This window comes from Brevundimonas terrae, from assembly GCF_011761985.1.
Lineage (GTDB): Bacteria > Pseudomonadota > Alphaproteobacteria > Caulobacterales > Caulobacteraceae > Brevundimonas > Brevundimonas terrae.
On the sequence record NZ_JAASQT010000002.1, the window covers coordinates 121,345 to 144,785 of the forward strand.

General features: G+C 61.2%; 20 protein-coding genes. 12 read left to right on the forward strand and 8 right to left on the reverse strand.

The annotated features are described in order from the left end of the window. Positions 1 to 29 precede the first annotated feature (29 nt). Positions 30 to 533, reverse strand: a complete 504-nt coding sequence (locus tag FHS64_RS05195; RefSeq protein WP_341771091.1) for a DNA-deoxyinosine glycosylase — start codon at positions 531 to 533, stop codon at positions 30 to 32. Beyond that, positions 530 to 1,255: a 2OG-Fe(II) oxygenase family protein gene (locus tag FHS64_RS05200; RefSeq protein ID WP_243862806.1), complete on the reverse strand. Its 726-nt coding sequence runs from the start codon at positions 1,253 to 1,255 to the stop codon at positions 530 to 532. Before FHS64_RS05200 ends, FHS64_RS05195 begins: the two co-directional genes overlap by 4 nt. 219 nt (positions 1,256 to 1,474) lie before the next feature. On the opposite strand from FHS64_RS05200, the gene FHS64_RS05205 reads away from it, so the two are divergent. Further along, positions 1,475 to 2,233, forward strand: a complete 759-nt coding sequence (locus FHS64_RS05205) for a hypothetical protein (RefSeq protein WP_167176525.1) — start codon at positions 1,475 to 1,477, stop codon at positions 2,231 to 2,233. A gap of 70 nt (positions 2,234 to 2,303) precedes the next feature. Here FHS64_RS05205 and purB read toward each other — a convergent pair whose 3' ends face one another. Further along, complete coding sequence (gene purB, locus FHS64_RS05210) at positions 2,304 to 3,602, reverse strand: adenylosuccinate lyase (protein WP_167176527.1); 1,299 nt, start codon at positions 3,600 to 3,602, stop codon at positions 2,304 to 2,306. 199 nt (positions 3,603 to 3,801) lie between these two features. On the opposite strand from purB, the gene FHS64_RS05215 reads away from it, so the two are divergent. Continuing rightward, the gene (locus tag FHS64_RS05215) at positions 3,802 to 4,122 is read left to right on the forward strand and encodes an SMR family transporter (RefSeq protein ID WP_167176529.1); all 321 of its coding nucleotides are present in this window, start codon (positions 3,802 to 3,804) and stop codon (positions 4,120 to 4,122) included. Between the two features lie 27 nt (positions 4,123 to 4,149). After that, positions 4,150 to 4,800: a glutathione S-transferase gene (locus FHS64_RS05220; RefSeq protein WP_167176530.1), complete on the forward strand. Its 651-nt coding sequence runs from the start codon at positions 4,150 to 4,152 to the stop codon at positions 4,798 to 4,800. Positions 4,801 to 5,010: 210 nt separating this feature from the next. Here the strand turns inward: FHS64_RS05220 and FHS64_RS05225 are convergent, their stop codons facing one another. Both FHS64_RS05225 and FHS64_RS05230 read right to left on the reverse strand, forming a co-directional pair. Further along, positions 5,011 to 6,753: a lytic transglycosylase domain-containing protein gene (locus FHS64_RS05225; protein WP_167176532.1), complete on the reverse strand. Its 1,743-nt coding sequence runs from the start codon at positions 6,751 to 6,753 to the stop codon at positions 5,011 to 5,013. A gap of 121 nt (positions 6,754 to 6,874) precedes the next feature. Next, complete coding sequence (locus FHS64_RS05230; RefSeq protein ID WP_167176534.1) at positions 6,875 to 7,663, reverse strand: uracil-DNA glycosylase; 789 nt, start codon at positions 7,661 to 7,663, stop codon at positions 6,875 to 6,877. A gap of 192 nt (positions 7,664 to 7,855) precedes the next feature. Here FHS64_RS05230 and FHS64_RS05235 point away from each other — a divergent pair, with 192 nt between their 5' ends. The 4 genes from FHS64_RS05235 (at position 7,856) to FHS64_RS05250 (ending at position 13,487) form a co-directional block, all read left to right on the forward strand. Further along, positions 7,856 to 9,502, forward strand: a complete 1,647-nt coding sequence (locus FHS64_RS05235; RefSeq protein ID WP_243862876.1) for an electron transfer flavoprotein-ubiquinone oxidoreductase — start codon at positions 7,856 to 7,858, stop codon at positions 9,500 to 9,502. A gap of 131 nt (positions 9,503 to 9,633) precedes the next feature. Then, positions 9,634 to 11,562 (forward strand): tetratricopeptide repeat protein, encoded by a 1,929-nt coding sequence (locus FHS64_RS05240; RefSeq protein WP_167176538.1) that lies wholly within the window; start codon positions 9,634 to 9,636, stop codon positions 11,560 to 11,562. A gap of 4 nt (positions 11,563 to 11,566) precedes the next feature. Further along, positions 11,567 to 12,445: a 4-(cytidine 5'-diphospho)-2-C-methyl-D-erythritol kinase gene (locus FHS64_RS05245; RefSeq protein WP_167176540.1), complete on the forward strand. Its 879-nt coding sequence runs from the start codon at positions 11,567 to 11,569 to the stop codon at positions 12,443 to 12,445. A gap of 73 nt (positions 12,446 to 12,518) precedes the next feature. Next, positions 12,519 to 13,487: a hypothetical protein gene (locus FHS64_RS05250; protein WP_208380649.1), complete on the forward strand. Its 969-nt coding sequence runs from the start codon at positions 12,519 to 12,521 to the stop codon at positions 13,485 to 13,487. Here the strand turns inward: FHS64_RS05250 and FHS64_RS05255 are convergent. After that, complete coding sequence (locus FHS64_RS05255; RefSeq protein WP_167176542.1) at positions 13,421 to 14,170, reverse strand: polysaccharide deacetylase family protein; 750 nt, start codon at positions 14,168 to 14,170, stop codon at positions 13,421 to 13,423. The genes FHS64_RS05250 and FHS64_RS05255 overlap by 67 nt on opposite strands. A gap of 143 nt (positions 14,171 to 14,313) precedes the next feature. Between FHS64_RS05255 and FHS64_RS05260 the strand changes: the two genes are divergently transcribed. The 5 genes from FHS64_RS05260 (at position 14,314) to FHS64_RS05280 (ending at position 21,729) form a co-directional block, all read left to right on the forward strand. Then, positions 14,314 to 15,237, forward strand: a complete 924-nt coding sequence (locus FHS64_RS05260; RefSeq protein ID WP_208380652.1) for a glycine--tRNA ligase subunit alpha — start codon at positions 14,314 to 14,316, stop codon at positions 15,235 to 15,237. A 2-nt stretch (positions 15,238 to 15,239) separates the two neighbouring features. Continuing rightward, on the forward strand, positions 15,240 to 17,339 hold the full coding sequence (gene glyS, locus FHS64_RS05265) for a glycine--tRNA ligase subunit beta (RefSeq protein WP_167176546.1): 2,100 nt from the start codon (positions 15,240 to 15,242) through the stop codon (positions 17,337 to 17,339). Positions 17,340 to 17,579: 240 nt separating this feature from the next. Further along, positions 17,580 to 20,270: a pyruvate, phosphate dikinase gene (gene ppdK, locus FHS64_RS05270; protein ID WP_167176548.1), complete on the forward strand. Its 2,691-nt coding sequence runs from the start codon at positions 17,580 to 17,582 to the stop codon at positions 20,268 to 20,270. Between the two features lie 221 nt (positions 20,271 to 20,491). Continuing rightward, positions 20,492 to 21,040, forward strand: coding sequence for a porin family protein (locus tag FHS64_RS05275; protein WP_167176550.1), 549 nt, complete (start codon positions 20,492 to 20,494; stop codon positions 21,038 to 21,040). A gap of 143 nt (positions 21,041 to 21,183) precedes the next feature. Continuing rightward, positions 21,184 to 21,729, forward strand: coding sequence for a porin family protein (locus tag FHS64_RS05280; protein WP_167176552.1), 546 nt, complete (start codon positions 21,184 to 21,186; stop codon positions 21,727 to 21,729). A gap of 69 nt (positions 21,730 to 21,798) precedes the next feature. On the opposite strand, the gene FHS64_RS05285 is transcribed toward FHS64_RS05280, so the two are convergent. Together FHS64_RS05285 and FHS64_RS05290 are read right to left on the reverse strand one after the other, a co-directional pair. Next, a complete protein-coding gene (locus FHS64_RS05285) occupies positions 21,799 to 22,086 on the reverse strand; it encodes a hypothetical protein (protein WP_167176554.1) in 288 nt (95 codons plus the stop codon). A 97-nt stretch (positions 22,087 to 22,183) separates the two neighbouring features. Continuing rightward, complete coding sequence (locus FHS64_RS05290) at positions 22,184 to 23,329, reverse strand: beta-ketoacyl-ACP synthase III (protein ID WP_167176556.1); 1,146 nt, start codon at positions 23,327 to 23,329, stop codon at positions 22,184 to 22,186. Positions 23,330 to 23,441: the final 112 nt, after the last annotated feature.

Sequence of the window (23,441 nt, forward strand, 5' to 3'; positions counted from 1 at the left end):
GGATGCGTCTCGAGCCGCGATTGTGATCGCTATAACGCAGGCAGGCGTTCGCGCCACAGGTCCAGCTTGGCTTGAAGCGGCATGGTATAGGCCGGACTGGTGGAGGGCAGCTCGATCAGGCGGACATTGCCGATATGACCCTCCAGAATAGGACGCCCGATTTTGGCGGCGGCCTTGCCGTTAAAGCCGATGGCTTCGAGCCGAGGCAGGGTGCGGACAAGAGCGATAAGGTCGGCTGCCTCGGGCGAGCGGATGGCGCTGTCCAGACTGCCGGACCGCTCGGCAGAGGCCAGAACGTCCCACAGTCCTATCCCGCTTTTCAGCAAGGCTTGCAGGCGTTCTTCATAGGGAAGGGTGTCCAGAGGCTGGCCCGTCAGCGCAGCGGCAATCGGCCAGAAGGCGTTGCGGGGATGGGCGTAATATTGCGCAGCATTTAGCGAGGCGATACCGGGTAGGCTGCCCAGCACCAGAAGGCGGGTCTTTTCCGATACAACAGGCGCAAAACCGATGCTGCGCACACCATCGCGGCTCACGGCGTGTGGTCGCGCAGCCAGCCGACAACCGAATGGCGGTGGACCTTGGCATAGGGCGCAACAACCGCCACCGAGTGCAGTTGCGGCACCTTGAACAGGGTCAGTGTGTTAAAGCGCGGCACAAAGCCGCGAGACACATCGCCCTTGTTGTCATGGAACAGAAGCTGGCCACCCCAGTCACTGCGCCAGCGACGGGTAAAGCCCAGCGTGTACGCGGTCAGGCGGTGGCTGTCCTCGGGGCCGACATCATCGTGCAATCCGATAAAATCGCCGGGACGGTAACGGGTCAACTGGCCATCGGCCTTGGCCACGCGCGGCTCGTCGGTGATGAAGGCCCCGAAGGCGGTGAACTCGGCATTCAGCCACTCGGTCAGCCTATGGATCGGATGACCGGCATCGCGCCCCGTCAAATAGGCGGTAATCAGCGGATACGACTGGTAGAGAAAGCCGTAATTATCGCCGGTGCGGTCCATCAGATTACGGATGCGCTGGCCCATCTGCTGGCCCTGCTGGCGGATCTCTTCCTGTGTCAGAAGGACCGGTTTGTCCTCTTCACCCTGAAAGGCCAGATCATAGGTCAGGGTCTCGATCATGCGGGCCATATGTTCGGCTACATGCGGCTCGAAAATATCCGCAATCTGCACAAAGCCGTCGCGCTTATAGGCGTCGCGCGCGGCCTTGGCATCGATGGCCGGATTAATACGGATAACAGGTGTGGTCATGATCAGGCCGTTCCCCAAGGCAGATATCACTGATAGCCAATACTCAGCATAAGCAAAAGGGTGGGCCAAGGTGACGCGTTCATCCGGCTTCATGAAGTCGATGAAGCAGCCCACAGCACAGGGATATGCCGTTAGTGGCCCGATCGAGATTCTTTCTAGGCAAGCTTGACCTTTGATGCTGTGATTGAGGCACAGTTCGTAGGGTTTAAAGAGGTATCCATGCGTGCCGCAACTTTGATCTTGGCTGCCGTAGCCGCACTGGGCTTTGTGACCTTCCTGCCGGACACAGCCAGTGCGCAAGGGGCCTGTACAGGCGCTCCGGGTGAAATGGTGGTGGGTATGTCAGGCGGTGGTCCGGGCGGGTATCAGACTCCGCTATGCTCGTCGCCGGGTGGTGGCGCAGGTGGCGCACCACGCCGATCGGATGCCGAGGTCATGAACGACGCCATCGGCACAGCCTATCAGGCCGACATCGTCACGATGATGATGGGCCTGCACAGGATGCAGGAGGAAATCGAGAAGCGCCAGAACGGCTCATGGGAGCATATCGGTCCGGCTGATACTGTCGAACGCGGCTATAAGTCGTGCTCGGCGGTCTATCTCAAAGGCAGTCATTTCCTAATGCTTTGGGGCAGTAACAAGCCCGGCGCACAGGCAACGCTGACACTGGTTGATGCCAACGAAAATGCCGTCATGCAGCCGATCGAGGTTCCAGAAATCCAGTCGGTGACACTGGAACAGACAGGTGCCGCGCCTGCCAACATCAATGCCATCCGCCATGCTGTCGATGGTCATGGCGCGGTGACCTTTGCCATTCCGTCGCTTGAACTGGCGGTCAGCGGCCTGCGTGACCAGATGAACATCAAGGTCAGCGCCGACGGGCATGAGCTTCTGGCTATGGATTATAGCGGCGGCAATGCTGCCAAATTCGCGTTCGAGAACTGCATCCGCAAGCTTCCGCGCCCACGTGTGCGTTAAGGTCAGAATATGAAAAGGGGGAGATACCAACCGGTATCTCCCCCTAAATCACAGTACCGATATTTTGCGTTTAGCCGCCGAACACGCGGTTGAAGATCACGTCGACATTTTTGGTGTGGTAGCCAATGTCGAACAGGGCCTCCAGATCGGCGTCGGGCAGGGTGACGCGTTCGTCCGCCTTGAGGAAGTCGATGAAGCGGCCTTCGCCGCGCCAGACCTTCATGGCGTTTTCCTGAACGGCAGCATAGGCGTCTTCACGGCTGATACCGTGATGGGTCAGGGCCAGCATGACACGTTGAGAGAAGACCAGACCGCCGAGGCGATCCATGTTCTTCTGCATATTCTCGGGATAGATGTTCATGCGCTCGACGACGCCTGCCAGACGGTGCAGGGCGAAGTCGAGGTGAACCGTCGCATCGGGACCGATACCGCGCTCAACCGACGAGTGGCTGATATCGCGTTCGTGCCACAGGGCAACGTTTTCCATAGCCGGAACAACCGACGAGCGGACCAGACGGGCAAGGCCGGTCAGGTTTTCGGTCAGAATCGGGTTGCGCTTGTGCGGCATGGCCGACGAGCCTTTTTGACCCTTGTCGAAGAATTCTTCGGCTTCCAGCACCTCGGTACGCTGCAGGTGACGGATTTCGGTGGCCAGACGCTCGATCGACGAGGCGATGACGCCCAGAGCGGCGAAATAGGCCGCGTGGCGGTCGCGCGGGATAACCTGTGTGGAAACGGGCTCTACGGCCAGACCCATCTGGTCGGCGACGTATTGTTCCACTTCCGGCGAGACGTTGGCGAAGGTGCCGACCGCGCCCGAAATGGCGCAGGTGGCGATTTCTTCACGGGCGGTCACCAGACGGCGACGGGCACGTTGCCACTCGGCGTGATAACCGGCCAGTTTCAGGCCAAAGGTCACTGGCTCGGCGTGAATGCCGTGCGAGCGACCGACGCAGACGGTGTATTTGTGTTCCTTGGCGCGGGTTTCCAGCGCGGCCAGAACGCGATCGACGCCCGCCAGCAGCAGGTCGGAAGAGCGGGCCAGTTGCACGGCAAAGCAGGTGTCCAGCACGTCCGACGAGGTCATGCCCTGGTGCAGGAAGCGGGCTTCGTCACCGACGATTTCCGCAACGTGCGTCAGGAAGGCGATGACGTCGTGCTTGGTGGTGCGTTCGATCTCGTCGATGCGGTCGGCATCGAAGGTCGCGTCCTTGCCCTTGGCCCAGATGGCCTCGGCGGCATCATGCGGAATGACGCCCAGCTCGGCCATCTTGGTGGCGGCGTGGGCTTCGATCTCGAACCAGATTTTATACTTGGTGTCCTGGGACCAGATGGCGACGGCTTCGGGGCGGGTATAGCGCGTGATCATGGTCCCGCTCTGTCATCCCACTGACGGTTTGAGTCAAGCGTTAGGGGACGTTGTTATGCGGTGGTCATGAAACCTTCATATTGCATGGGGGTTTTCCTTGGCGATCACTTGCCCTATGTAGCCGCGATCAGGAGGACGACCTCCCCCGCATTGGGCTTCACGTCGGGACGACCCGACATGCCATGTTCGGGAGTACGTCGTGGCTTGGATTTTCCTTTTTGTTGCCGGTTTGCTGGAAATCGTTTGGGCGACCCTGATGAAGGCGTCTGACGGTTTTACCAAGCTGTGGCCGTCGGTCGGCACCATCGGTTTCATGGTGCTGTCGTTCGGCCTTCTGGCCATGGCCATGAAGACGCTGCCTCTGGGTACGGCCTATGCCATCTGGACCGGTATCGGTGCTGTCGGTGCCTTTGTGGTCGGCATTGCCATCATGGGCGAGGCCGTAACCGTAATGCGCGTGGCTGGTGCCTTGCTGATCGTTTCGGGCATTGTTGTGCTGAAGCTGTCCTCCAGCCATTAATACCTTCTGAAATGAAGGGTTGAGGCTATGCAACTAACAATCGGTCCGCGTTTGTATTCAACATGGTCCTTACGGGGCTGGTTGGTGTTGAAACGTTCGGGGGCCGATTTTGCGGTTCGCAGCGTCGAATATGCCTCTGCCGAACAAAAGGCGGCCCTGCGCGATCACTCGCCGACGGGGCTGGTGCCTTTGTTGCAGGTCGGTGAAGACACGATCTGGGACACTCTGGCCATTGCCGAATGGGCGGCCGAAACCTATCCCCAAGCGCAAATGTGGCCCGCCGACCCTGTCGTGCGGGCCTATGCCCGTTCTGTGACGGCGGAAATGCATTCGGGCTTTGCTGCCTTGCGCGATCTGTGCGGCATGGGGCCGGGCCATCCGATTGCCGGTGATGTCCGCAGCGATCCGCCATCCGATCCGGCGCTGGATCGGGACCTGTCGCGGCTGGTCTCGATCTGGAAACAGATGCGCGGCCGTTATGGCGCGGACGGGCCTTGGCTGTTTGGGGCGTGGTCGATTGCCGATGCCTTTTTCACGCCGGTCGCGGCACGGGTGCGGCACTACCGGATCGACCTGTCACAGCATGGCGATACGGATGGTATCGCTGCGGCCTATATGCAGACGCTGTTGAGCCAGCCCGATTTTCTGGAATGGGAAGCCGAGGCACTGGCGTCTTAATGCCGGTCATCGAATCTTCGTATTCAAAGAACGATGTTTTTACATTTTACAGCCAAGGTCATGCCCTAGGACGGGGAGGGCATGACAGATGCGTATGATTGACCGTGGTGTGAACTGGCAGCGCAAGGCGCGAAACTACGGGATCGTCTCGCTGGTGCTGGGTGCGGGATGGCTGCTGCTACAGTCCGGTTTGAGCTGAAAACAGGATCGTCAGTGTTCGGCAGCCGGTGTTTCGGTCTGTGCGGTCTGGATAAGCGGCGCGACGGCAACAGGCGGGCGCGGCGTATAGTCCAGCGATAGCGGCACACCCGCTGCCCCTGAAACCACAGCATCCAGCGTATTCGTCTTGCCGCCCATCAGGCGCTGGTAAATCCAGTAGGCCGAGACGACTTTTTCGACATATTCGCGCGCTTGCGGCACGTCGATGATCTCGATCAGCAATAGCGGATCGGCATCCACGCCCAGCTTGCGAACCGCCGCCAGCATCGGGCCGGGTCCGGCATTATAAGAGGCGACGGTTTTCAGCAGATCGCCCTTGAAGCTTTCGATGGCCAGCAGGCGATTTATATAGTCCTGACCGACCTTCATATTGTGGTTGGCATCCAGCAGGCGCTGGGGCTGACGCACATAGGACTGGTCGCCGCTCATATAGGCGGCGGTGGCGGGCATGACCTGCATCAGGCCATAGGCACCGGCCCCCGAACGGGCATTGGCATCAAAGGCCGACTCGCGACGGATCAGGGCATAAACGAGCGCCTGATCCACGGTATAGCCGCCCTCGGGGCTGAGTTCCGGCATCGGATAGTCGGCGGCATTGACGGTGGACGCGGCGCGTTCTGCCGAACGGCTGGGGGCGACCATGCGGTAAAGATCGGCCCACATCTGGCGGGCCTGTGTGTCGCGCGAACGGCGCAGACCTTCGCGGGCCGACTGGGCGGCGGCATTGCGGCGTCCGACCTCGAACAGGGCCAGTGTGCGACGCGCCGTTTCGTCCTGATGGACAAAGGCATTCAGGGCGCGGGAATCAACAGGATTCAGGGCCTCGACTGGGGTGTTCTGCGTGGTCGAGAAATAGGCGCGCGGACCCTGGTTCTGGATCACCATGTCCTCGCCAAGCTGGCGCTGGGCGATCTGGCCATAGAAGGTGGCGGGCCAGCGGGCGGCTTGGCGCAGCAGGGGCTGGATACGGTCCTGACGGCCGCTGAAACCGGCGGCGCGGGCGGCCCAGTATGATCCCGAGGCACGCACCCATGGGTCTTCGGTAGGATCGTCTGCGACGTGCAGGAAGGCCTGATAGGCGTCGTGGTAACGCTGTAGGCGCCATGCGGCCAGACCCGAGGTCCACCAGTCACCCAGTTCGATGCCGGTATCATACGCCCCTTGCAGGTCGTCATTATTCAGCATGACACGGGCGGCGCGGGCAGGATCGGTGGCGGCTTGGCCGGCGCGGGTGACGCTGTCCCATGTGCGGGTCAGGAAACCGCCCGGACGCGGGGGCGGTGCGGCACCGTCCGGCAGGCGTCGCATGGCCAGCGTATAGACACGCTCGGCCATGGGCAGGTCCGAATAGGTGGTCAGCCAACCGACCAGTTCATCATAGGTAGCGACGTGGTTGGCATGGAACAGGCGCTCGAATTCCAGCTCGCCCAGCAGAATACGGTCCTGAACCTGCTGGGCCGTCGTGCGGGCCGCTTCCAGATCGCCACGACGCAGGGCATCAAACGCGGTGGTGTAGGTCAGGCGGTCCTGACGGCTGAGGGCCGAGGGGGTGTCGGAGGTTTCGTCATAGGCCGCCGTGCCGACCACAGCGGCATAAGCCACCTCGGCATGGGCGTGTTTCGGCATGGCCAGAACCAGCGGCAAGGCACAGGCCAGTCCGGCCAGCAGGGTCGAAGAACGCCAGAAAGAGCAATGCGAAGAGGGCGCGGCAAGCACCCGAACAGCAGATTTCATAAGCGCGGAGGCCCCCTTCGTCGGCATTCTGACGGTGTACACGACCGATCAAAAGCTCTGTGGATTGGTCACCTGATCCGCAAAACATGCCCGTTTTTGGGCGATCGCTCAACTTTTAAGGTTAAAGCCGCGCACCAAGCGCCAGCATATCGCGCCAGACGAGGCCCTTGGCTTGCGGTTGTTGCAGCAGGAAACCGGGGTGGAATGTGGTCATGACGGGCAGGGTGGCATGGCCCTCGACGGTCCATTCTTTCCAGCGGCCCTGAAGCTTTAAAAGGCTCTCGTTGCTGGGCAGGATGCCGCGTGCCGCGACCGAGCCGATCAACAGCACCGCCTTGGGCTGGATCAGTTGCACGGCGCGCTCGATAAAGGGCAGGCAGACGGCCTGTTCCTCGGGCGTTGGCGGGCGGTTACCGGGCGGGTGCCAGAAAACGCTTTGGGTCAGATAGGCGCGGTCGGTCAGTTGGGCTGCGGCCAGAATACGGTCCAGCAACTGACCGGCAGGGCCGGAAAACGCCTGACCGCGTGCATCGTCCACATCATTGGGCGCATCACCGATAACCAGAAGATCGGCATCGACCGCGCCCCGCCCGAACAGGGTCGAGCGTGCGCCCATTTTTTTCAGACCACAGCCATCAAAGGCGGTAACGGCGGCGACAAGCGCGTCCATATCCTGTGCGGCCATGGCCAGTTGGCGGGCATCGGCGGTGCCGGTTGCGGCATTGGTATTGGACAACGGGCCACGCGAAACCGGCACAGCCGCCAGTTTTTGCACCGCTGCGGGCGTCGGCATGGCCTGAATTTTCGTGTGGTCGAACGGCTCTTCCAGATAGCAGGCATCGACCCCCGCATCGCGCCAAAAGGCGAGCAGGGACTCATAAGCCAACATATCGGAGGAAAGAGTGTTCATCACAGATGAAAGCAATAGGGCTTGACCGCCGCCACGTCACCTCCCGATAAGGCGATAACCACGACAAGATTGAGGATTCAGGGGATCATGGTGGAACAGCTTACCGAAGGCGGCGCAAAGAATGCGTGGCAAGAAGCCGTCATCGACAAACTGCCGCCGCTGGAAGCGCTGGCCGGTGTCGAGCGCGAAGTCATGGAATATGACGTCGTCATCGTCGGCGGTGGTCCCGCCGGTCTGTCCGCCGCCATCCGTCTGAAACAACGCGCCGAAAAAGACGGTAAGGAAATCACGGTTGCCGTTCTGGAAAAGTCTGCCGAAATCGGTGGCCACATCCTGTCGGGCGCGGTGATCGATCCCAAGGCGCTGAACGAGCTGTTCCCCAACTGGAAAGAGATGGGCGCGCCGCTGGAGACGCCGGTCAAGGAAGACAAGTTCCTGATCCTCGGTCCGGCAGGTCAAATCTCGCTGCCGATGTTCGCCCTGCCGCCCTTCATGCACAATCACGGCTGCTATATTGCCTCGCTGGGCAATGTCTCGCGCTGGCTGGCCGAACAGGCCGAGGCGCTGGGCGTTGAAGTCTATCCGGGCATGGCTGCAAGCCACGTCGTCTGGGGTGACGAGGGTCAGGTAAAGGGCGTCGTTGCCGGTGTGTTTGGCATTGACCGCGAAGGCAAGCCGACCGGCGACTTCCAGCCGGGTCTAGAACTGCACGGCAAATACGTCTTCATCGCCGAAGGTGTTCGCGGCTCGCTGGCCAAGACCATCATGGCCCGTCACAACCTGTGCGATGCGGCCGATCCGCAAAAGTTCGGTATCGGTATTAAAGAGCTGTGGCAGATCCCTGCGGAAAACCACAAGCCTGGTCTGGTCCAGCACACGACCGGCTGGCCGCTGGATGACAAGACGGGCGGCGGCTCGTTCCTGTACCACTTCGGCGATCGCTATGTGTCGATCGGCTTTGTGACGCACCTGAACTACAAGAACCCGTATCTGTCGCCGTTCGACGAGTTCCAGCGCTTCAAGCACCACGACGCCGTGGCGCACCACCTCGAAGGCGGCACCCGCGTGTCGTATGGCGCACGCGCCATCACCGAGGGCGGTTTCCAGTCGGTGCCGAAACTGGCCTTCCCGGGCGGTGCGCTGATCGGCTGCTCGGCCGGTTTCGTCAACGTGCCGCGCATCAAGGGCAGCCACAATGCCATGAAGACCGGCATGCTGGCCGCCGATGCCGCCTATGACGCGGTTCTGGCCGGTCGCGAAGGCGACGTGCTGGAAGCCTATGAAGCGGCCTATAAGACCTCGTGGGTCTATAAGGAACTGAAGGTCGTCCGTAATGCCAAGCCGCTGCTGACCAAGTTCGGCACCATGATCGGCGGTGCCATCGGCATGTTCGACCTGTGGGTGAACCACATCACGGGCGGCTTCTCGTTCTTTGGCACGATGAAGCATCACAAGACCGATGCGGCCTCGACCGAGCCGGCATCACAGCACAAGCCGATTGCCTATCCGAAGCCGGACGGCAAGCTGTCGTTCGACAAGCTGTCGTCGGTGTTTATCTCGAACACCAACCATGCCGAGGACCAGCCCGCGCACCTGAAGTTGCTGGACCCAAGCGTGCCGATCAATGTCAACCTTCCCAAATATGGCGAGCCTGCGCGTCTGTATTGTCCGGCGGGCGTCTATGAGGTTCTGCGTGACGAGGACGGTTCCAATCCGCGCTTCCAGATCAACGCCCAGAACTGCGTCCACTGCAAAACCTGCGACATCAAGGACCCGTCGCAGAACATTGTCTGGACCACGCCGGAAGGTGGCGGCGGCCCGAACTATCCGAATATGTAATCGGCCTGTTAAAGCCCTGTAGGGTTTGAAGGTTTTGAAAAGGACGTCGCACAGGCTGCGGCGTCCTTTTTCTATGCCGACACAGGTTCAGCCCCTTGCCCGCGCTGGCGAAAAGGTGAAGGGTCGGCGCTATGAAGCCTCTACGTCCTCTGCTGCTGACCACTTCGATTGCTGCCCTGATTATGGCGGCCCCCGCGCTGGCGCAGGAGGCCCAGCCGCAGGCTGTGCCGCAAGATGCGCCGCCCGTTGTCATAGCCCCTGTGGAAGAGGAACCGGCCAGCCCCGTCGAAGCGACGCAGGACCAGCCGCAAACCGACACAACAGAGGTTGAAGGCGAGGCCGAGGGCGAAGACGGCGAACCGGCGGGCACCGAATTGCCGCCGACACCCGTCGTGGCTATTCCCGCCGAGTGGGCCCCTGTGCCGACAGATGCCGAAGGCCGTAGTGCCTACGGGCTTTATCTGGCCGGTCGTGCCGCGTTGGCCCGCGAGGATACGGGACTGGGTGCAGAGCTTCTGAAACAGGCCAATATCCTGACCCCCGAGCAGCCGCGTCTGCGCGAACAGGCGTTTACTGCCGCTATTCTGGCTGGCGATCTGGCCTATGCCGCGACCATCGTGCCTGAAGGTGAAACCGTCTCGCCGGTGATTACCGAGGCGGGCAAGCTGGTCAACGGTATCGAGACCTATCTGGAACATGGTGCGCGCCGCGCCAATCAGGTGCTGGCCGCCGATCCGGTGGACCTGCCGCATGATCGCGCCGCCGTCTATGCACAGGTCTGGATTGCCGCAGAGGCCGGTGACTGGGATCGCGCCTTTGCCGCGCCGCCCGCCGATTTCGACCCCATCAGCGCCATGGTGGCCCGCAGCAACCGCGCCCGTATTCTGGAAATCCGCCGTCGCTTTGATGACGCGGAAAAGGAATGGCAGGACCTGACGGCCCATGCTGTGGCCGCGCCCCTGTTCCGTCTGCCCTATGGCGAGTTCTTGGAACGTCGTGGCCGCAAGGAAGAGGCACTGGCTCTCTATGATGCGTCCATTGCCGCCAATCAGGCCGAGCCGCGTATCTATCTGGCGCGCCAGCGTGTCGTCGATGGTGGCAAGCCGCCCGAACTGCCGCGCTATCGTGAAGGCGTGGCCATGGCGCTGCGTACCGCTGCCGACCAGATGATCGCGCAGGATGCCAACGAGTTCGGCGCGGTCTATCTGCGACTGGCGCAACAGGTTCTGCCGACCCCGCAGACCCAGCTCTATATCGGCCAGTCCCTGATCAATGCCAATCTGAGCTATGCCGGACGGCAGGTACTGGGCGAGATCGAGCCGTCGCAGGGCCGTCACTATGCCAATGCCCGCGCCCAGCGTGCGGTCAGCTTTGAAAAACAGGGCCAGTCCGAAGAGGCTCTGGCCGATTACCGCCGCGCGCTGGAAGCCGCACCGGATGATCCGGCCATCGTCTATGCGCTGGCGGGGCAACTGGTGACGATGAAACAGTATGACGAGGCGCTGGAACTGTTGAACGGTCCGGTGCTGAATGTCGGCAATCAGGGCTATGAGGTCCATTTCCTGCGCGGGGCGGCCTATGAAGCGCTCAAGCGCGTTGACGAGGCCGAGGCCGAGCTGTGGGCCGCGTTGCAACTGCAACCGGACGAGCCGGAAATCCTGAACTATCTGGGCTATTTGTGGGTGGATAGCGGTCGCCGCGTCGCCGAAGGCTCGGCCATGATTGCCCGCGCCCATGCGGCCAATCCGCGTGACGGGCATATTCAGGACTCGCTGGGTTGGGCGCAGTTCAAACAGGGCCAGTATGATCAGGCGCTGGAAAATCTTGAACAGGCGGTCGCCAAGCTTCCGGCCAATGCCGAGCTGAACGACCATCTGGGCGATGTTTACTGGGCCGTTGGTCGCCAGCGCGAGGCGGGCTTCCAGTGGCAGCGCGTCCTGACACTGGATGTCGATGCAGAACGTCGTGCCGAGGTCGAGGCCAAGCTGAAAGAACGTCTGGATCAGGCTCCGGCCTCCGAAGCGGGCATTTCGGCAGACAGCACTGACGCGGCGAACTGATCCAGTGACCGATACCCTGACGCTGTTGGCGCCGGCCAAGGTGAACCTTTATCTGCACGTCGCGCCTGTGCGCGATGACGGGTATCACCCCTTGGACAGTCTGGTGGCCTTTGCCGATATCGGCGACCGGATGACCTTTGAAAAGGCCGACAGTTTCTCCTTCGAGATCACCGGCCCGTTCAGTCAGACCCTGAACGGGGAGGGCGACAATCTGGTGGTGCGGGCGCTGTTGGCGCTGGCCAACCATCTGGGTGTCGAGGACCTGCCGATGGCGGTCACGCTGGACAAGCGCTTGCCGATTGCTTCGGGCTTGGGCGGTGGTTCGTCCGATGCGGGGGCGGCCCTGCGCGGGGCCAATATCCTGCTGGAACTTGGCCTGTCCGATCAGGTGCTTGAAGGTCTGGCCCAAACGATCGGGGCCGATGGGCCCATGTGTTATCGCGCCCGTCCGGCCTATGCGTCGGGTGTAGGCGAGGTGCTGGAGGATGCGGACGATCTGCCGCCTCTTCATGCGGTGTTGCTGAACCCCGGCCTGCCGTCGCCAACGGGGGCGGTTTACCGCGCCTATGATGCTGCGCCTGCGGGCGATGCACAGCGTCCGGCACCCTATGCAGACCCTGCGGCGTTGATCGGATGGCTGGCCGCGCAGCGCAACGATCTGCAAGCGCCCGCCCTGTCGGTCACGCCCGATATTGCCGAGGCGCTGGAGACGATGGCTCTGGTGCCGAACTGCCGTCTGGTGCGGATGTCGGGATCGGGGGCGACGGTGTTCGGCCTGTTCGACAATGCCGGTGATGCGCTGCAAGCGGCCATGATACTGGACCGTCCGGGCTGGTGGGTGCGACCCGCAGTTCTGGGGGCACCGGAGCTGCGTCTGGCCTAGGTTTCAGCCGCCTTGTGACGGTACGAGTGCCAAATTGAATGGCTTAATGACATGATGGTGATATGTGAAAGCTATGCTGGTACTTTCACCTGATCAGACCGATGGATTGCACCTGACCTTGGCAGCCCTGCCAACGCATGTGCGCGAGCGCTTGGAAGAGCTGCTTCCCGAAGCGGCGATTGCGGCCATTCAGGCCAGTTCGCACTGGGATTTTGAACTGTGCGCCAAAAAGGTCGACGAGATCATTGGCATCGGTCCCGAGGACGAGATCACGGGGGCGCTGCGCCGTGGCATGATTGCCAGCTGGCTGCTGGAACTGCCGCGCCGTATTGCCTCCTATAATCTGCCGCCCGAAGTGTTCGAGGCCTATCCGTACTGGCTGAGCCGGACGGCGAAATCCCTGAGCGAAGACACCGGTGCCTATGATGCCGACTTCTGGGCCAAGGATGTCCGCTTTGCGCTGGGTTTGAGCGTACCGGGCAGCCGCACGCACCTGATCGACCTGTCCTCGCCTGTGGGGCCGCGCCAGACGGTCGAGCATGTGATGGGCGGGCATGGCCTGACGGCTCCGCTGCGCTGGTTCTCGGCCAAGGGCTGGGGCGTGTGGCTGGAGGTCCATACCGAGAGCCGCGACCTGACCGATTTTAATCCCGCGGGCTGGGATAAGGCATGGCTGGCCATGGCCGGTATTGTCCGCCGCTATTCGGGACTGCGTGGCGGGATCGGCTCAAGCTGGTTCTATGATCCGCCCCTGACCCAGATCAGTCCGCGTCTGGCCTATCTGCGCCAGACCCCGCTGAAAAACGGGGCCTTTATGGTGCATCAGGGACCGGGTGATATCCATACCGAGCGGGCCTCGGCCTCGTCGCCCACGCGTCGCGCACTGATCGAGAGCGGCAAGTACAAGCCGCGATCGTGGCTGATGATCTGGCCGCGTAAGGCACTGCTGCGCTGGGCGGACAAGGAAATCCAGCGTCAGGCCGACTTGGCGGACATCATCGAAAAGGCCGAGGAAACCGGCAAGATCGACAATCCGGCCTGACGGGCCAAAGAGATGACCCGCACCAGATCCTGCGGTGTACAGCCATAGGGGGTAGGGTCTGCCTCGACATCGTGGCCATAGGCGATCAGCCAGCCACGGCTCTCGGCGGTTTTCGCCATCAGGCCTTCCAGATCGTAATCGGGCAGGCGGCGGCTTTCCAGGCCGATGGACAACAGGTTGTTGCGGTCGGCCACGCCTGTATTCACGCCATCGGTGACACCGCGACTATGGGTAAAACGGCGGCCCAGCAAGCCTTTGGCCCCTAGTGACGCATCCCCGAACGGATAGGCAAAATGGCTCATCCGGTGGCCATCCAGCCGCTCGGCCACCCAGTCGGAATTGCGGTCCAGCTCGGCCTTGAGGCTCGCGGCATCCAGTCTCAGGACGCTGGTGTGGGAAAAGGTGTGGCAGCCGACCTCGTGGCCCCCTTCAAAGGCTTCCTGAAGGTCGCGTTCGGAGAACTGTACCTTGTCCATATTGCTGCCGTCGCACAGTCCACCCGCGACATAATAGGTGGCGTGGATGCCATGATCCTTCAGGATCGGCCCTGCCACCTCCCATGCGCTCTTGGGAAAGTCGTCAAAGCTGAGGCTCAAAACCCCCTGTCCCGGTTGTACGGGCAGGGGATCACGCCCCAGATAACGGGCAGCGCGGCGGCGGAACTGGTCGATGCGTTCTTTCATAGCGTTGCTCTTCTAGCGCAGATAGCTTTGCCGAAAAATGAAGGCCCAGCCTTGCCTTCCAGCCTTGTCTTATCGTGCAAGGGCTGGCCTTGCCGCGCAAGGGTTGGCGGCTTATGGTCCGCGCCTTCCCGAAATCGGACTGAATGTCGACCGTGGCCGCTACTGAACCTCTTTCGTTTCAGGACCTGATCCTGACCCTGCACCATTATTGGAGCGAGCAAGGCTGTGCGATCCTGCAGCCGTATGACATCGAGGTGGGGGCGGGTACGCTGCATCCGGCCACTGTCCTGCGGGCGCTGGGCAAGAAGCCGTGGAAGGCTGCCTATGTTCAGCCGTCGCGCCGTCCGGGGGATGGCCGCTATGGTGAAAACCCGAACCGTCTTCAGCACTATTACCAGTATCAGGTCATCCTGAAGCCGAACCCCGACAACCTGCAGGAGCTGTATCTCAACTCCCTGCGCGCTATCGGCATCGACCCCAGCCTGCACGATATCCGGTTTGTCGAAGACGACTGGGAAAACCCGACCGTCGGAGCATGGGGTCTTGGCTGGGAAGTCTGGTGTGACGGCATGGAAGTCACCCAGTTCACCTATTTCCAAGGCGTGGGCGGCATCGAGGTTGATGTTGTCTCGGGCGAGCTGACATACGGTCTGGAACGTCTGGCCATGTATGTTCAGGGCGTCGACAATGTTTACGACCTGAAGTTCAACAAGGAAGGCCTGACCTATGGCGAAGTCTTCCTCGAGAACGAACGCCAGCAGTCCGAAGCCAATTTCCACGGCTATGACGTTGCCGGTTTGAAACGCCGCTTCGAGGACATGGAAGCCGAGGCCAAGCGTTTCCTCGGCATGACGGGACCACAAGGCCAGCCGCTGGTTCTTCCGGCCTATGATCAGGTCCTGAAAGCCTCGCACCTGTTCAACCTGATGGACGCACGCGGTGCCATCGCCGTGGCCGAGCGCCAGTCCTATATCGGCCGTATCCGCGACCTGTGTAAGGCCGCCGCCACCGCCCAAGTTGAACAAGAGCGCCGCGAAGAAGCGGCTGCCGAAGCGAAAAACGCCTGATCATGTCCCAGCTTCTTATTGAAATTTTCTCGGAAGAAATTCCGGCCCGTATGCAGCAGGGCGGTGCGCGTGATCTGGAACGGATCACGTCCGACGCTTTTAAAAAGGCGGGCCTGACGTGGGACAGCCTGACCACCTATGGCGGCCCGCGCCGCCTGACGCTGGTGGTCGAAGGTCTGCCGGTGGCAACGCCCGACCTGAACGAAGAGCTGAAAGGTCCCAAGACCTCGGCTCCGGCTCAGGCGATGGAAGGCTTTCTGCGCAAGACCGGCCTGACGCAGGACCAACTGGTCGAGCGTGACGGCATCTATTACGCGCAGGTTTCGCAAAAGGGCCGCGCCACGACCGAGGTTGTGGCCGAGACGCTGGAAACGGTTTTCCACACGATGTCGTGGCCGAAGTCGCAGCGCTGGGGCTCCAACAGCTTACGCTGGGTGCGTCCGATCCATCGCATCATCGCCCTGTTTGATGGTGCGGTGATCCCGTATGAACTGGACCTCGGCAGCACCATCGGTGGTGTGAGCAAGAAGATCGTCGCCTCGAACGTGACCGAAGGCCACCGCTTCATGGGCGCAGGCAAGCCGTTCGAAGTCACCGACTTTGCCGACTACCGTACCAAGCTGGAACGCAACTTCGTTGTCCTGTCCTTCGAGGACCGCAAGGCCAAGGTGCTTGAAGGTGCCAAGGCAGTTTGCGCCGCCAAGGGTCTGGAACTGGTCGATGATATCGGCCTGCTGGACGAGGTTGCCGGTCTGGCCGAATGGCCGACGCCGATCCTCGGTGACATGGCACCCGAGTTCCTCGCCCTGCCGCCGGAAGTCGTGCGCCTGTCGATGAAGGTGCACCAGAAATATTTCGCCGTCCGCACACCGGGTGCCGAGGGTCTGGCCCCGAACTATGTTGTGGTCGCCAATATCGAAGCTGCCGATGGTGGCAAGGCTCTGGCGGCCGGTAACTCCAAGGTTCTGTCGGCCCGTCTGAACGATGGCCGCTTCTTCTGGGAAGAAGACCAGAAGGTCGGCTTCGACAAGTGGAACAAGAAGCTCTCGGGCGTCACCTTCCACGCCAAGCTGGGCACGATGGCCGAGCGCGTCGAGCGTATCGCTAAACTGGCCGCCGAGATCGCCCCGCTGGTCGGTGCCGATGCGGCCGAGGCCGAAAAGGCCGCGCGTCTGGCTAAGGCCGATCTGGCTTCGGGTATGGTCAGTGAGTTCCCTGAACTGCAAGGCATTATGGGGGGCTACTATGCGCGCCTAGCTGGCTTGTCGGACGCCACCGCCGATGCCATCCGTGATCACTACAAGCCGCAAGGCCCGTCCGACAGCGTGCCGACAGCACCGCTGACGGTCGCCATTGCGTTGGCTGACAAGCTGGATACGCTGGTGGGCTTCTTCGCTATTGATGAACAGCCAACGGGTTCGAAGGACCCGTATGCTCTGCGTCGCTCATCTTTGGGCATCATTCGCCTGATCCTCGACAATAACCTGCGTATCGGGCTGGATAGCGATGCCATTCCGGCAGCGCTCGAGGCGCTGAACCAACCGAATGTTCAGCGCCTCGTTGATCATTTGTCGCTGGGTTCCGAACTGAGCGACTTCTTCGCTGACCGTCTGACCGTCTTGCTGCGCGACCAAGGCCAGCGTCACGACCTCGTGGCAGCTGTGTTCGCGCTGGGTGATGATGATCTGGTGCGTATCGTTCGCCGTGTAGAGGCCCTGTCGGGCTTCCTCGCCACCGATGACGGTGCCAACCTGCTGGCTGGCTACAAGCGTGCTTCGAACATCCTCAAGGCCGAGGAGAAGAAGGGCGCATTGCCGTCGGGTGCGGTTTCGACCGCGATGGCGAACCAGCCTGCCGAAGAAGTGGCCTTGGCCAACGCCACCGCAACGGCCGATGCTGCTGTAAACAAGGCGCTGGAAACCGAAGACTTTGCCGCCGCCATGACGGCACTGGCTGCGCTGCGTGCGCCGGTCGATGCCTTCTTTACCGGCGTCATGGTCAACTCGGATGTGGCCGAAGAGCGCGACAACCGTCTGAAACTGCTGGTCCATGTACGCGAAGTCATGGGCCGCGTGGCTGATTTCGGTCAGATCGCAGGCTAAGGCTCCAAATATAAAGGGCAGGGTTCTGACCTTAACGCGACGGCACTCTTCGGGGTGCCGTTTTGCGTTTCAGCCTGCTGGCACGGTGCTAAAAAGATAAAAATCGGCTAATTGCTACATCCGATCACGGATTGTGACCTCGGGGCGGTGGCCTTCGCGGGTGCAGCACGATAGAGAGGCGCTCGAAACACGGGATTCCCCTATGGTTCCGTGAGACGACCACGACCTAGGAATGGCGATATGACCAAGTGGGTGTACGGTTTCGGCGGCGGCTCTGCTGACGGCGATGCTTCGATGAAGAATCTTCTCGGCGGCAAGGGTGCAAACCTGGCCGAGATGTCCTCGCTGGGGCTTCCTGTCCCTCCGGGCTTTACGATTACCACCGAGGTCTGCACCTATTATTATGGTCATGGCGAAGCCTATCCGGCCGACCTGCAGGCGCAGGTTGCCGAGGCTCTGGCCAAGGTCGAGGGCGTGGTCGGTAAGACCTTTGGTTCGGTAGAGAACCCGCTGCTGGTCTCGGTCCGCTCGGGCGCGCGCGCCTCGATGCCGGGCATGATGGACACCGTGCTGAATCTGGGCCTGAACGACGAAACCGTCGAGGGTCTGGCCAAGCTGTCGGGTGACCGCCGCTTTGCGTACGATTCCTATCGCCGTTTCATCACCATGTATTCGAACGTGGTGCTGGGCCTCGGCCATGACCATTTCGAAGAAGTTCTGGACGAGCACAAAGAGCGTCTGGGCGTTTCGGTCGATACCGAACTGACCGCCGAGAACTGGGAAAAGATCGTCGCCGACTATAAGGCGCTGGTGGAACGCGAGCTGGGCAAGCCCTTCCCGCAGGACCCGCACGCCCAGCTGTGGGGCGCGGTTGGTGCCGTGTTCGAAAGCTGGATGAACGATCGCGCGAAATTCTATCGCCGTATGCACGACATCCCCGAGAGCTGGGGCACGGCCGTCAACGTCCAGTCGATGGTGTTCGGCAATATGGGTGAAACCAGCGCCACCGGCGTGGCCTTCACCCGTAACCCGTCCACCGGCGAGAACAAGCTGTATGGCGAGTTCCTGATCAATGCACAGGGCGAAGACGTGGTGGCCGGTATCCGCACGCCGCAATCCCTGACCAAGGCTGGCCGCGAAGAGATGGGTGAAACCGCTCTGTCGATGGAAGAGGCCATGCCGGTTGTCTTTGGCCAGTTTGTCGAGGTGGTGGGCCGTCTGGAAAGCCACTATCGCGACATGCAGGACATCGAGTTCACGGTCGAGCAGGGCCGCCTGTGGATGCTGCAAACCCGTAACGGCAAGCGCACGGCCAAGTCGGCGCTGAAGATCGCTGTCGATCTGGCTGCCGAGGGCGTGATCTCCAAGGAAGAGGGCATCAGCCGCGTCGAGCCTGCGGCTCTGGACCAGCTTCTGCACCCGACCCTGGATCCCAAGGCCGAGCGCAAGATCATCACGACGGGCCTTCCGGCATCGCCGGGCGCGGCCACGGGCAAGATCGTATTTGACGCCGACGAGGCCGAACGCGCCGCCCAGAACGGCGATGCCGTTATTCTGGTGCGTGACGAAACCAGCCCCGAAGACATTCACGGCATGCACGCCGCACGCGGCATCGTGACTGCGCGTGGCGGTATGACCTCGCACGCCGCCGTTGTGGCGCGTGGCATGGGTCGCCCGTGCGTTTCGGGCGCTGGCGATATCCGTATCGACGACAAGGCCGGCACGTTTACGGTGCGTGGCCGTGTGTTCAAGGCGGGCGAGATTATCACCATCGACGGCGGCAAGGGCGAAGTCCTTGAAGGCGCTGTGGCCATGATCGAGCCGGAACTGACGGGTGACTTCCAGACCCTGATGGGCTGGGCCGACGAAGTGCGCCGCCTGAAAGTTCGCGCCAATGCCGAAACCCCGCTGGACGCCAAGACCGCACGCGGTTTCGGTGCCGAGGGCATCGGTCTGTGCCGTACCGAGCATATGTTCTTTGACGACACCCGCATTGCGGCTGTGCGCGAGATGATCCTTGCGGACAACGAAGCCGGTCGTCGTGCGGCGCTGGCCAAGATCGCGCCGTTCCAGAAGTCGGACTTTGTCGAGCTGTTCACCATCATGTCCGGCCTGCCGGTGACGGTGCGCCTGCTGGACCCGCCGCTGCACGAGTTCATCCCGCACACCGAGGCGGAAATGGACGCTCTGGCGGCCTCGCAAGGTCTGGATGCTGAAAAGCTGAAGCACCGCGCCAAGGACCTACAGGAAACCAACCCGATGCTGGGCCACCGTGGCTGCCGTCTGGGTGTGGCCTATCCTGAAATCTACGAAATGCAGGTCCGTGCGGTCCTCGAGGCCGCTCTGGAGGTCAAGAAGACCCTCGGCGTGGCACCGATCCCCGAGATCATGCACCCGCTGGTCGCTCTGGGTCTGGAAATGAAGTACCTGCGCGAACTGACCGACAACACCGCCAAGGCTGTGTTCGAGGAAGCAGGGGACAGTGTGGACTATCTGGTCGGCACCATGGTCGAGCTGCCGCGTGCGGCGCTGCGTGCCGGTGATCTGGCCGAACATGCCGAGTTCTTCTCGTTCGGCACCAACGACCTGACCCAGACCACATTCGGCATCAGCCGCGATGACTCGGGCCGCTTCCTGCAGGTCTATATGGACAAGGGCATTTTCGAAAATGACCCGTTCGTGCGCCTCGACCAGAACGGCGTCGGCGATCTGATCCGTATTGCCGAAGAGCGTGGTCATGCCACCAAGCCCGGCATGAAGATGGGCATTTGTGGCGAACACGGCGGCGATCCGTCGTCGATCGCCTTCTGTGAAGAGGTCGGTCTGGACTATGTGTCCTGCTCGCCGTACCGCGTGCCGATCGCCCGTCTGGCGGCGGCGCAGGCGGCTCTGGTGGCCAAGTCGGGCATTGCCCGCGAAAAAGACCGCTAGGTCTTTACAGAGTACGGATTGAAAAGGGCGGCCCAACGGGTCGCCTTTTTTAATGCCCAATTCTGCCAATATTGGCATAACCACGTATGTGTTTCGCAGTACACACTCATGACTTTCGTGTAAATTGCTATGGAACGCAGAGTGATCGTACCCATTTATATTCCCGAGCTGGGACGCAAGGCGTGTTCGCTTTAAGTTCGACTACAGTTAGGAGAATGAATATGCGTAATCTTGCTATTATTGCTGGTGCGGTTGCTGTTGTTGCTTTCGGAGGTAGCGCGGTTGCTCAAACCGCTTCGGCTACACAATGGAACCCGACCTATTATGGTACTCTGGGTTACTCGCAACTGGACCATTCCGATGGTGACCTGGGTGCTGTGACGGGACGTCTCGGTGCCAAGTTCAATCCTTATGTCGGCGTCGAGGGCGAAGTGTCCTTTGGCGTGAAGGATGACGACTTCTCGATCGCGGGCGTCGATGGTTCGATCAAGCATGAATATGATGCTGCGGCCTATGTTGTCGGCACCTTGCCGGTAACCGACCAGTTTGAGCTGTTCGCCCGTGGCGGTTACGGCACGTCCAAGATCAAGGGCGAACTGGGCGGCATCTCGCGTGAAGTGGATGGTGCCAGCTGGAACTATGGTGCCGGTGCCAACTTCTTCTTCGATGCCCAGAACGGTGTGCGTGGTGACTGGACCCGTCGCGACTTTACCGACAGCGATGCGGGCGAAGTGGACGTCTATTCGGTGTCCTATGTCCGCCGCTTCTAAGGGCTGACCGTTTTTCCGGCTGGCGTTTGTGGATCGCCAGCCGGTTCCTCCCCCTCAAGATCCGCAAATGGCAATGCACCCGTCAAGACTGCCCCAAGCGGGTTTGGCTGTGGAGCTGCCTTGTCTCTGTAAGGAGTTTTTACATGCGTAAGATGATGATGTTGGCCGCTGTGGCCGCTATTGCTGCAACCCCTGCCATGGCCCAGTCGGGCGAAGGCTCGGCATGGAGCATGGACAATGCGCGTGGCTATGGTTCGCTGGGCTATACCCATTTTGACGGTTCGAGCACCGGCTCGGTGACGGGCCGTATGGGTATCGACCTGAACCGCTACCTCGCTGTTGAAACCGAAGTCGGCGTGGGTGTTCGCGACAAGGACTTTGAAGTGAACGGCGTCGAAGGCACCCTGAAGCATGAATGGGATGCCGCCGGTTATGTGGTGGGCAAGCTGCCGATCGGCGAGAATATCCAGCTGCACGCCCGTGGCGGCTACGGCCACACCGAGCTGAAGCGCACTGTGGCCGAGGGCAGCACCGATGTCGGTGGCCAGCACTGGGTCTATGGTGTCGGTGGTGAGTACAAGCTTAACGAAGACAACGGCATTCGTGCTGACTGGACCCGCCGTGACTTCAAGGGCGGTGCCCGCGAAGACCTGGATACCTATGGCGTCAGCTATGTCCGTCGCTTCTAAGCGATAGGTCTTTAAACGACGAAGGCCCGCCTCTTGAGAGAGGCGGGCCTTTTCGTTTTGTGCGGGGTTTTAGAGCGCCTGTAAGGCGTCCGGCGCGATAGCCCAGCGCAGCGAGCCTTCACCAAAGGGGCGCACGAAGAAGTCACGATAGTGCTCGAACACTTCGATGATACGCGCCTTCAGGTCTTGCGTGACGGATTCACCGCGCTGGCGGCGCATAGCGGCCACGCAGTTGATCACCATGTCCTGATGGGCAGAGCCACCCATGCGGTGAAGCACTGTCGCGATATCGTGCGCCAGTGGATCTCCGAGCTGTTCTGCCCAAGGCGAAGCGTTTTGATCTGTCTTTTTAGGCACTACCGGATCCCGACCCCGATAAACTTAATTTACGTAGGGATTGCAAAAAAAAGAGAACAGTGCAAGCGCCGCTGTGGCTCGGTGTTCAACTTTCTGTTTAACCCCGCTTTTCAAGAACAACCGTACCGGCCGAATAGCCAGCACCAAAACTGCAGATCAGGCCCTTATCCCCAGCTTCAAAGCCTTGATTGTGCAGGTGGAAGGCAATGATGGAGCCAGCCGAGGACGTATTGGCATATTCGTCGAGAATAATGACGTTTTCCTCGGGCGAAGGCTCGCGGCCGAGAACCCGCTTACCGATCAGCTGGTTCATGTTGATATTGGCCTGATGCAGCCACAGGCGCTTATAGGTGGTCGGGTCGATACCCAGTTCGGCGGCGTGGTCGACGATCATTTCCGAGACCATCGGCACCACTTCCTTGAACACCTTGCGACCCTGCTGGACGAACATTTTGTCGGTCAGGCCGTCTGACGGGATCGGCTCTGGCATGTCGGTGGGCAGGTGGGTGCGGTTCAGGAAGCCGAAATTGTTGCGGATGGCGTTCGAGAACTGGGTTTGCAGCTTGGTGCCCAGAATGTTCCAGCCGCCCGGGCCGGCCTGATCCTCGGCCTCGATGATGACGGCGGTGGCCACGTCGCCAAAAATAAAGTGGCTGTCGCGGTCCTTGAAGTTCAGGTGGGCCGAGCAGACCTCGGGATTCACCATCAGAACGGCCTTGGTCGAGCCGGAGGCGACAAAGTCGGCCGCGGTCTTGATGCCGAAGGTAGCCGAGGAACAGGCCACGTTCATGTCAAAGGCAAAGCCGCCAATGCCCAGTGCCTGTTGCACCTCGATGGCCATGGCCGGATAGGCGCGCTGCATGTTGGAGGCGGCGCAGATGACCGCGCCGATCTCGCTGACGGGTTTGCCCCATGCAGCAATGGCTTGCTCGGCGGCTTTGACGGCCATCTCGGCAAGGATGGAGATTTCGTCATTGCTGCGGGCGGCAAGGCGCGGAAGCATGCGCGATGGATCGAGAATACCTTCCTTGTCGAGGACAAAGCGGCTCTTGATGCCCGATGCCTTTTCGATGAAGGCGCTTGAAGAGTGCGTTTTCGGCTCGATTTCGCCCGCTTCGATGGCGGCAGCATGGGCCGCGTTCCAGCCATCAACCCAGGTGTTGTAGGCGTGGACCAGTTCGTCATTGGAAATGGACTGGTCGGGGGTGAAGAGGCCGGTGGCGGCGATGACGGCTTTATGCACTGCTTTGATCCTCACGCACGGTCGCGCGGTTCGCTCGAAAAGGCGGGCCGGAATGGCCACCTGTTACCGATCTAATGTCCGGTGTTTGGGGCGAACTTCTGTCCGACAGCGA